Source organism: Streptomyces sp. NPDC005648 (assembly GCF_040605395.1).
Lineage (GTDB): Bacteria > Actinomycetota > Actinomycetes > Streptomycetales > Streptomycetaceae > Streptomyces.
In genome coordinates this window covers 105,480-115,361 of the sequence record NZ_JBEXCS010000014.1, presented here as the reverse complement: position 1 = coordinate 115,361, position 9,882 = coordinate 105,480, and the positions used below count along the sequence as shown (strand labels likewise).

Below are 9,882 nucleotides of genomic sequence, written 5' to 3'. Positions count from 1 at the left end.
AAAGCTCCAGGCCGAACGTTCGGTCGGTAGATGGGTGCAGTGGGCTCAGGCAGAGAAAGGGGAGGGAGAGGCAGAGGGAGGAGATGGAGGCGTCAGACGTCGGCGAGGAGGATGTCCGGCCGCTCCACGCAGTCGGCGACGAAGCGGAGGAACCCGCCGGCCACTCCACCGTCACAGACCCGGTGGTCGAAGGTGAGCGAGAGCTGCGTGACCCTGCGTACGGCGAGGGTGCCGTCGACCACCCAGGGCTTGTCGACGATGCGGCCCACGCCGAGGAGGGCCGCCTCGGGGTGGTTGATGATGGGGGTCGACCCGTCGACGCCGAACACGCCGTAGTTGTTGAGGGTGAAGGTTCCGCCGGTCAGCCGGTCGGGCGGCAGGGTTCCGGTCCGGGCCAGCTCGGTCAACCGGGCGAGTTCCGCTGCCAGTTGTACGGTCGTCAGCCGATGAGCGCCCCGGACGACCGGCACCACCAGCCCGCGTTCGGTCTGGGCGGCGAAGCCGAGGTGCACCTCGTCGAAGCGCAGGATCTCTTGCTGTCGGGTGTCGACCGCGGAGTTGAGCTCGGGGTAGCGGCGCAGACCGGCGACACAGATCCGGGCCAGCAGCGCGAGCAGTCCGACACGGCGGCCGGGTTCGGCGGCCTCCAGGGCCTTCTTGGCCCGCAGCAGTCCGGTTGCGTCCACGTCGACCCAGGTGGTGGCGTCGGGTATCTCGGTCCGGCTGCGCGAGAGCTTGTCCGCCACGGCCCGGCGCACGCCCCGCAGCGGGATGCGCACGGGACCACCCGCGGCGGGCTCCGTCGGGGCCGGCCCGGCCTGCGCCACGGCCTGTTCCACATCGCGTCGCAGAACGACTCCCGCGGGACCGGAAGGTGCCAGCGTGGAGACGTCGATGCCGTGGTCCCGGGCCATTCTCCGCACGAGGGGTGAGATGACCCGGGGGGCGAGCGGTCCGGTCGGCCCTGCGGTGGTGGGGCCGGGGCCGCCTGCCGCCACGGTCGCCGCTGACGTCGACGCGGTCACTCCTCGTCGGCGGCGACGGCGCGGTGCCGGTTCGTGACCAGTGCCGTAGCCGATCAGCACATTGCCGGATCCGGCCTGTTCCTCCTGGCGGTACCGCTCGGCGGCGCCGCCGAGCGGCCCTCGGTGCGAGTCGTCCGCCGGACCCCCGATGGTGATCAGCGGTTCGCCGACGCCCAGCGCCGAGCCCGCCTCGGCGTGCAGCCGCAGCACGGTGCCCGCGTAGGGGACCGGGACCTCGACCGCGGCCTTGGCGGTCTCCACCTCGACCACGATCTGGTCGATCGTCACCGTGTCTCCGACGGCGACCTTCCAGTCGATGATCTCCGCGTCGGTCAGTCCCTCGCCGAGGTCGGGCAGCCGGAACAGCTGCTCGTGCCGTGTCGCCGTGGTCATGCGACCGCCCCCTGCGGCAGGTGCCGGGTGTCCGGCTCGTCGGCGAACTGCAGACGGTCGACGGCGTCGAGGACGCGGTCGACGCCGGGCAGATGGGCGTGCTCCAGCTTCGGCGGCGGATACGGGATGTCGAAGCCGGCGACCCGCAGCACGGGCGCGGACAGCGAGTGGAAACAGCGCTCCTGGACCCGCGCGGCGATCTCCGCGCCGACGCCCGCGAAGCCCTGGGCCTCCTGCACGACCAGGCAGCGCCCGGTCCGGCGGACCGACTCCGTCACGGTCTCGTCGTCGAAGGGCACCAGGGTCCGCAGATCCACCACTTCGAGGTCGATCCCGTCCTCGGCGGCGGCGTCCGCCGCGGCCAGTGCCACCGGGACCGACGGCCCGTAGGCGACGACCGTGGCGTCCCGCCCCGGCCGGCGTACCGCGGCCCGGCCGAACTCGGGTGCCCGCCGTGTCTCCAGGTCGGTTTCCTCGCGGGACCAGTACAGCTTCTTGGGCTCCAGGAAGACCACGGGGTCGGGGTCGGCCACCGCGTCGCGCAGCAGCCAGTAGGCGTCCTCGGCCGTCGCCGGGGTGACCACCTTGAGCCCCGGGGTGTGCGCGTAGTAGGCCTCACTGGAGTCGCAGTGGTGTTCCACTCCGCCGATCCCGCCCGCGTACGGGATACGGATGACCATCGGCAGGCCGATCCGTCCGCGGGTGCGGTTGCGCAGTTTGGCCACATGGGAGGCGATCTGCTCGAAGGCCGGGTACGCGAACGCGTCGAACTGCATCTCCACCACGGGCCGGAACCCGCCCATCGCCATGCCCACCGCGAGACCGACGATGCCGGCCTCGGCCAGCGGGGTGTCGAAGCAGCGCCCCTCGCCGAAGTCGCGGGTCAGTCCGTCGGTGATGCGGAACACCCCGCCGAGGGGACCGACGTCCTCGCCGAAGACGAGCACCCGCTCGTCCTCGCGCAGCGCGTCCCGCAGGGCGGTGTTCAGCGCCTGCGCCATCGTGACCTTGGTCATGGGGGTTCAGTCCTCCTGCTCGTGCGGGGCGGTGTCGGCCGCCGCGAGTTCGGCCGCCAACTGAGCCCGCTGCTCCCTGAGTTGCGGGGTCGGCTCGGCGTAGACATGGGCGAACAGCTCCAGCGGGTCCGGTTCGGAGTCCGCGTTCATGTCGGCTCGCAGACGCGCCGCCAGCTCCTCCGCCTCCTCCCGCAGAGCCGTCACGTCCGCGTCGGTGAGCGCGTCCCGCGACCGCAGGTACGCCTCCAGCCGGTCGACGGGGTCGGCGTCCCGCCACCGTTCGACCTCGTCGTCCTCCCGGTAGCGGGTGGCGTCGTCCGCGTTGGTGTGCGCGTCCATGCGGTAGGTGTGCGCCTCGACCAGGACGGGCCCGTGTCCCGCGCGGGCGTGCTCGACGGCCGCGCCCAGCACCGCCAGCACGGCGACCAGGTCGTTGCCGTCGACCTGCTCGCACCGCACGCCGTAGCCGATGCCCTTGTACGCGAGTGCGGGCGCCGCCGTCTGGCGGGCCAGCGGCACGGAGATCGCGTACTTGTTGTTCTGGACGAAGAAGACGACCGGGGAGCGGAAGACGGCCGCGAAGTTCAGCGCCTCGTGGAAGTCGCCCTCGCTGGTGGCGCCGTCCCCCACCAGGGCCATCGCCACCCCGTCCGCGCCTCTGCGGCGCAGGGACTCGGCCATACCGGTCGCGTGCAGCACCTGCGTGGCCAGCGGGGTGCACTGCGGCGCGACCCGGGTGGCGGCGGGGTCGTAACCGCAGTGCCAGTCGCCTCGCAGCAGGGTCAGCACCTCGACCGGGTCGATACCGCGGCTCACCAGGGCCACCGAGTCGCGGTAGGTGGGAAACAGCCAGTCCTCGGGGCGCAGCGCGAGTACGGCGCCGATCTGGCAGGCCTCCTGGCCACGGCTGGACGGGTACACCGCGAGCCGGCCCTGCTTGGTGAGCGCGGTCGCCTGGGTGTCGAACCGGCGCCCCAGGACCATCAGCCGATAGGCCTCGCGCAGGTCCTCCGGCGCGGGCTCGGCGTAGTCGGCCGGGTGCCTGGCGGCCGGTGTGCCGTCCTCGGCCACGAACCGTACCGGCGTCAGGGAGGGCAGCAGGCCCTGGACCGTCTGCCGGAGGCTCTTCACTGACATGGAGGGCGACATGGGAGGCCACTCACTTTCTCTGGACACTTGACAAGAGAATGGTCGTCATCGCGGAATATGTGTTCAATACCTCGGCGAAACTCGTGATGAACTGCCGACTCAGGCGATCCTGGAGGACAATGTGTCTGGGGAATTCCCGTCGACCGGGTCGGTGATCGGACAAACTGCCGTCCCGCTCGACGACATCGACCGCGAGATCCTCAGCCGGCTCCTCGGCGACGGCCGTATCTCGGTCCGTGCGCTGGCCGAGCAGGTCCATATCTCCCGGGCCAACGCCTACACACGCATCGGCAGACTGGTCGCCGAGGACGTCATCACGGGCTTCACCGCGCAACTGAACGCCCAGCGGGCCGGCCTCGGCACCAGCGCCTACGTCACGATGAGCATCGACCAGAACGCCTGGCGCGACATCTCCCGAGGGCTGCGCGAGATCCCGTACGTCGAGCATGTCGCGCTCGTCACGGGGGACTTCGACGTGCTGGTGCTGGTGCGCGCGCCGGACAACATGGTGCTGCGCCAGGTCGTGCTGGAGAGCATCCAGGCGGTGCCGGGAGTGCGTTCGACCCGCACCTGGCTGGTCTTCGACGAGGTGCGCGGGCGAGGCGCCCTCTGGACCGCGGGCGGAGCGTCCCGCTCACACGTCGACCAGGCGGGCGCCCGGACCGGAGTCCGCGACGGCGACTGAGGCGGCCTCCAACTCGGCGGGCGGCGCTTTCGCCGGCTGGGGGGCGGCCCGCGGCGCCTGCCGCCGGGAACGTACGACGCGGAAGCGCCCGGTGACGAAGTGGGCGGCGGTGCCCGGTGGGTCGGCGAGCGCCGAGGAAGGGTCGGCCGGCAGGTCGGCGAGGTTCACCGTCAGATGCGCCCCGGCGTCCAGCGCCGCCGTCTCGACGGCCGCCAGCACCAGCGGATCGGTGGAGTGCACCGACGCGTGGAGCGCGCCGTGGCGGGCCACCGTACGGCGGAAGAGCGCGAGACTGTGCGAGATGGAGTCGGTCCCCACGAGGAAGGAAACCGGCCCCGGCCATTCGCGGGTGTAGACGCTCTCGTCCGAGGCGCGCAGCCGTACGAGCAGCGGGCTGCGCACATCGGCGTGCGGATGGTGCGGGTGGGGCACGGGAGCGGAGGCATGCAGGATCGGGCCGTGCCGCGCGGCCTGGGCGAGGGCGCCGCGCACCTCGTCGGAGGTGATCGCGCCCAGTACCCGCCCCACGCGTGCGGGATGCCCGAGCAGCCGGTCCACCGCGTCGCCCAGGTTGGCCCCGAGATCCCGGATCGTCTTGTGGCCCTCGTCGGTGGCGAAGCCCCGCTCCGGCACCAGGATGTTCTGCGGTGTGGTGCGCACGGTGCCGTTGCACAGGCACAGCGACAGGGCCAGACCCCGCACCAGGCCCTGGTAGTCCTCGGTCGAGTCCACGATCACCGTGTTCAGCCCGCTCCGGTCGGCGAACACGGCGGCCTGGCGGGCGTGTCGCTCCAGCCAGTCGGCGAATCGCGCGGAACCGGTGAAGTCGACGATGCGCACCTCCGGATCCGTGGCCAGCCGCCGGTGCACCTGCCGCTCCGGTTCCGCGACCGCGAGGGTGACGACGTCCGGGACATGACCGGCTTCCGCGAGCACCTGCCGGGCCACCCGCACGGTGATCGCCAGCGGGAGCACGGAGCGCGGGTGCGGGGCCACGATGACGGGGTTGCCGGTCACCAGGCTGGCGAACAGGCCCGGATAGCCGTTCCACAGCGGGAAGTCCGGACAGCCGATGAGCAGCGACACCCCGCGGGGTACGAGGGTGCAGGTGCCCTGCATCGCCAGGGGGCGCCCGCGCCGCTGCGCGCTCTCCCAGCGCAGGTCCGCCGGGACGTGTTCCGACTCGGTGAACGCCTGGACCACGGCTTCCAGCGCGCGGTCCTGGGCACGTGGCCCGGCGGCGCGCAACGCGGCCGACAGCGGCTGACCGGTGGTGTGGTGCACCGCGAGAGCCAGCTCGTGACTGCGGGTGTTGAGCCTGCGCAGGATCTCCACGGCCAGTCCCGCGCGCTGGTACGGCCCCGCCGCCCGCCAGCCCGCCGCGGCCCGCCCGGCCGCCGCGACCAGCTCCGACGGCTCGCACCGTGGATAGGAGATCCCCAGATCGCCGCCGTACGGCGAGGACTCCGTGCGCGCCCGGCCCGCTTCGCCGGGCTGGCCCAGGTCGAAGGGTTTCCCGAGCAGGGAGTCGAAGACCTTTCCGGCGGTGCGGGTCGATCTCATCCCCGCGTCGGCCGCGTCCTGCCCGGTCGCCTCGGTGAAGGGGCGGCAGCGCCCACCGGCTGCCAGGGTCCGTGCGACGCTCTGGATCAGGCCCCGGTGCCGTTCGTAGGGACTGGGGCGCACGGCCTCAGCCTCTCCACGTCTCGGCGAGCGCGAGAAAGGCGTCGTTCTCCTGCGGCAGGCCGATCGTCACCCGCACGCCCTCGCCCGGGAAGGGACGGACCACGACCCTTCCGTCGAGGCAGTGCACGGCGAGGTCCCCGCTGTCGTCGGCGAGCGGCAGCCACACGAAGTTCGACTGGGAGTCGGGGACTTCGTGGCCCAGCTCACGCAACCGCCGGGTCACCCGGTGTCGTTCGGCGACCGTGAGCGCGGCCCGCCGGGCGACCTCGGCGCCTTCGCGCAGGGCGAGGACGGCTGCCCGCTGGGCGAGGGCGCTGACACTGAACGGCACCTGGGTCTTGCGCACATGCGAGGCGAGCTCGGGCGGCGCGACGCAGTAGCCGACGCGCAGCCCGGCCAGGCCGTACGCCTTCGAGAAGGTCCGCAGCACCACCACGTTCGGGCGGTCGCCGAGCAGGGCGAGGGCGTCGGGGACCAGGGCGGGGTCGGCGTACTCCCGGTACGCCTCGTCGACGACGATCAGCACGTCCGGCGGCACCCGGTCCACGAAGGCGGACAGCTCCCGCCCGCCGACCGCGGTGGAGGTGGGGTTGTTGGGATTGCACACGAAGACAAGCCGGGTGCGGGCGGTGATCGCCCGGGCCATGGCATCGAGGTCGAGAGCGTGATCGCGCAGCGGGACCTTCACCGCCGTACCGCCCGCGACCGCCGTGAGGATCGGGTACGCCTCGAAGGAACGCCAGCCGAAGACGACCTCGTCGCCCGGGCCCACGACCGAGTGCAGCAGCTGTCCGCACACCTCGGAGGAACCGGCGCCCACCGCGATCCGCTCCGGATCGACCCCGTGGTGCGCGGCCAGGACCTGGACCAGGTCGGTGGCGTCCAGGTCGGGATACCGGGACACTCCGCCCGCCGCCTCCGCGAGCGTGCCGGCCACCCCGGGCAGCGGCCCGTGCGGTGATTCATTGCTGGCCAGCACGATGGCACCGGGCAGTTTGCGGCCCGGAACGTAGGCGGGCAGTTGAGACAGGGACGCACGGACACGCACCATGCTGGACTCGCTTCTGCAGCGCTGGGCCCGAGGTCATGCCGTCGGGCACTTGACAGGCAAATCGTGAAGAGAAGACGACAAGCGCTCAACCCTTTGGCGAATTCGGCGACATATCGCCAGGACCTGCCCGTCCGCTCGGCAAACAGTCTTCCGCGAGGTCCCCCGGAGCACCTGGCACGAGACGGACGGCACGCCGCCCTCGGGCCACGGGCGGGCTCTCCCGTGGTGTCTCCCCGTGGGCTCACCAACTGGCCTTGCGGTGCAGCTCCCACATCATCATGATCGTCGAGGGGTCGAGCGCCTGTTCGCCGCCGGAGATGTCGTCGCTGGCCGCGATGTACTGCCGGCCCTGCCACAGCGGAATCAGGCGGGCGTCGTGGACGAGGATCCGCTGCGCCTGCTCGAAGTCCTCCACCGCCTCGCCGCGGTCGCTCCTGCTCCGGGAGTCGGGCAGCAGTCCGCCGGTGATCACGGGGGATCGATAGGGCGTGCTGAGGGTGTTGTGGTCGCCCACGAAGGGGGCGATGAAGTTGTCGGCGTCGGGGAAGTCGGGGAACCAGCCGCGCCCGAACACCGGGTACTCGCCCTTCTGGTAGCCGACGACATACGTCTTCCAGGGCCGGCTCTTGAGAGTGATCGTGAACAGGCCCGAGCCGTCCAGCTGACGCTTCAGCTCCCGGAACTCCTGCGCGGTCTCCGAGCCGTAGCGGTCGGTGGTGTACCACAGGGTGAGCGGGACCCGCCGGGTGATGCCGGCGGCGGCGAGGATCCTGCGGGCCCTGGAGATGTTCGGGCCGCCGTACGCGTCGAAGTAGCCGGCGGTATGGCCGGCCAGCCCGGCCGGGACCATGGAGTACAGCGGGTCGACGGTGCCCTCGTAGACCTTGAAGGCGAGTGCGGGACGATCCACGACCTGGGCCGCGGCCTTGCGCACGGCCGGAATGCCGGCCCAGCGGTCCCTGGGGTTGAACACCAGGTAGTTGATGTCGATGCCGGCACCGTCGATCAGTTGCAGGTCGGAGGAGTGGCCGGAGGACGAGTGGGAGGGGTGGTACGACTGCAGGGCGACGATGTCGGACGCGGCGAGCCCGCGGTAGGTGACGTCGATGGCCCCCGACCGCAGGGCGTCGACCATGGTGGCCGAGTCGGGGAAGTAGCGGATGGTCACGGCGTCGTTGTGCCGGTGGGCGAAGCCCTTGTAGTGGTCGTTGCGGACGAGTTCGGCCTTCTTGCCGTCCTCGTAGCGTGCGAGCTTGTACGGCCCCGAGCCGTTCACCGACTGGTCCTCGCGCAGGGACCTGGCGGGGTAGTCGTGGGGGTCGACGATCGACATCGCCGGGGTGGCGAGGACGAAGGGGAAGGTGGCGTCGGCCTTGTTGAGGTCGAAGACCACCTCGTGGTCGCCGAGCACCCGCACCTCGTCGAGGCTGCCGAGCAGTCCCGCCGGGCCGCTGGGCGCGTCGATGGCGCGGATCCGGTCGATGGAGTACTTGACGGCCTGTGCGTCGAGCGGGTCGCCGTCGGCGAACTTCAGCCCGGAGCGCAGTACGCAGCGGTAGGTGCGATTACCCGAGTCGGTGAAGCCGCAGCTGCGGGAGGCGTCGGGGCGGGGGGTGGTGGCGCCGTCGGGGTAGGCGAGCAGTGTCTGGTAGACGTTCCGGAACAGTTCCCAGGAGCCGTCCCAGGACCCGGCCGGGTCCAGGCTGCTGGGGGCGCTGGTCGTCCCGACGACGATCGGCCTGCCGGACTCCGGGCCGCTGCCGGAGAGTACGCCGCATCCCGCCACCAGGGACAGGGATCCGACGGCGGCCAGTCTTCGCAGACTTCGGTTCTGGTTGAACACGCGCACACTCCTCGGTCCGTTCCGCGAATGTCGGCAGAACGTACTGAGTGCCGCGCCGGCCCGAACCACCCCGAAAGGGCGCTGTTGCCGGAATGTGCTGTGCCGATGCTGTCGTGCCGGTATGTGCGCCGCTCCAGGGTGGATGACGCGCCCGCTCGATCACGTCTGTGACGTTTCCGTGATCGCCGACCGGGGCGTGCGGTGCGTCGGCCCGGGGGTGGAGGGCCGGCGCACCGCACGCGTTCGGGCCGAGGGTCAGTTGGTGTAGACGGCGGGGGAGCCGCTGACGCTGCTGTCGACCACCGGGGCGTAGGAGGCCGAGAAGTAGCCGTTGGCCGCGCACAGTCCCGACCCGGAGACCTTGCTGAAGGCCTGGTTGGAGAAGGAGAGGCTGTTGTTGCTGTTGGAGCTCACGGCCGCGAGGCTGGGCGCCTGGTAGACGCAGGTGACGGAGCCCAGGAGGGTGGAGAGCACGACGGTGGTCTGGATGGTGCCGCCCGCGGCCGGGGTCACCACCACGCTGCCGTCGGACGCGGCGGAGGTGGTGTAGGGCAGGCCGTTGACGGTGATGCTGCGCACGCCGGTGACGCCGAAGACGTTGCTGGTGCAGCCGCTGAAGGTCTGGGCGGTCGCGGACTCGGTGGCGGTGCCCGGTGCGGCGGGGTTGTCCGCCACGGTGGCGGACAGCGTCGAGCCGGTGCAGGTGATGCCGGAGGTGCCTCCGCTGGCGGTGGCGAGGGTGGCCTTGGTGCCGCCGGCGAGGGATGAGGTGAGTACGTCCCCGACGGAGACGGCGGTGCCGCCGGCGCTGCCGTAGGTGAGGACGGCGCCGTCCGCGGAGGCGGCGGTGGCGGGGAGGAACGTCAGGGCCGTCAGGGCGGCGGCGGTGGCGGCGGTGGCGGCGACGGTGTGTCTGCGCATGGCAGGTCCTCTGGTGCTGGGGGGGTGGCGAAAGAGCGGGGCGCCGCGAGCGCCGCGGGGCGGCGGAGACGGCGGCCCGCGTGGGGCCGTTCCCGGGGGAGACGGCGGACCGG

Annotated in this window: 8 protein-coding genes; 1 reads left to right on the top strand and 7 read right to left on the bottom strand. The window is 71.9% G+C overall.

Annotation, left to right across the window (positions count from 1 at the left end; all coding sequences use genetic code 11):
- Positions 1 to 92: 92 nt before the first annotated feature.
- The 3 genes from ABZT17_RS11155 to pdhA are packed head-to-tail and all read right to left on the bottom strand — an operon-like array spanning position 93 to position 3,571.
- Positions 93 to 1,418, bottom strand: a complete 1,326-nt coding sequence (locus tag ABZT17_RS11155; protein ID WP_356346653.1) for a dihydrolipoamide acetyltransferase family protein — start codon at positions 1,416 to 1,418, stop codon at positions 93 to 95.
- Positions 1,415 to 2,434 (bottom strand): alpha-ketoacid dehydrogenase subunit beta, encoded by a 1,020-nt coding sequence (locus tag ABZT17_RS11150; protein ID WP_356346650.1) that lies wholly within the window; start codon positions 2,432 to 2,434, stop codon positions 1,415 to 1,417. Before ABZT17_RS11150 ends, ABZT17_RS11155 begins: the two co-directional genes overlap by 4 nt.
- Positions 2,435 to 2,440: 6 nt before the next feature.
- Positions 2,441 to 3,571, bottom strand: a complete 1,131-nt coding sequence (pdhA, locus tag ABZT17_RS11145) for a pyruvate dehydrogenase (acetyl-transferring) E1 component subunit alpha (RefSeq protein WP_356346647.1) — start codon at positions 3,569 to 3,571, stop codon at positions 2,441 to 2,443.
- 133 nt (positions 3,572 to 3,704) lie between these two features.
- On the opposite strand from pdhA, the gene ABZT17_RS11140 reads away from it, so the two are divergent.
- Positions 3,705 to 4,268: an Lrp/AsnC family transcriptional regulator gene (locus ABZT17_RS11140; RefSeq protein ID WP_356346645.1), complete on the top strand. Its 564-nt coding sequence runs from the start codon at positions 3,705 to 3,707 to the stop codon at positions 4,266 to 4,268.
- On the opposite strand, the gene ABZT17_RS11135 is transcribed toward ABZT17_RS11140, so the two are convergent.
- From ABZT17_RS11135 to ABZT17_RS11120, 4 genes are all read right to left on the bottom strand, one after another.
- The gene (locus tag ABZT17_RS11135; RefSeq protein WP_356346643.1) at positions 4,218 to 5,954 is read right to left on the bottom strand and encodes an aldehyde dehydrogenase family protein; all 1,737 of its coding nucleotides are present in this window, start codon (positions 5,952 to 5,954) and stop codon (positions 4,218 to 4,220) included. The genes ABZT17_RS11140 and ABZT17_RS11135 overlap by 51 nt on opposite strands.
- 4 nt (positions 5,955 to 5,958) lie before the next feature.
- Complete coding sequence (gene hisC, locus ABZT17_RS11130; protein ID WP_356346641.1) at positions 5,959 to 7,005, bottom strand: histidinol-phosphate transaminase; 1,047 nt, start codon at positions 7,003 to 7,005, stop codon at positions 5,959 to 5,961.
- A 241-nt stretch (positions 7,006 to 7,246) separates the two neighbouring features.
- A complete protein-coding gene (locus ABZT17_RS11125; protein ID WP_356346638.1) occupies positions 7,247 to 8,848 on the bottom strand; it encodes an ABC transporter substrate-binding protein in 1,602 nt (533 codons plus the stop codon).
- A gap of 255 nt (positions 8,849 to 9,103) precedes the next feature.
- A complete protein-coding gene (locus ABZT17_RS11120) occupies positions 9,104 to 9,769 on the bottom strand; it encodes a Tat pathway signal sequence domain protein (protein ID WP_356346636.1) in 666 nt (221 codons plus the stop codon).
- Between the last annotated feature and the right edge of the window lie 113 nt (positions 9,770 to 9,882).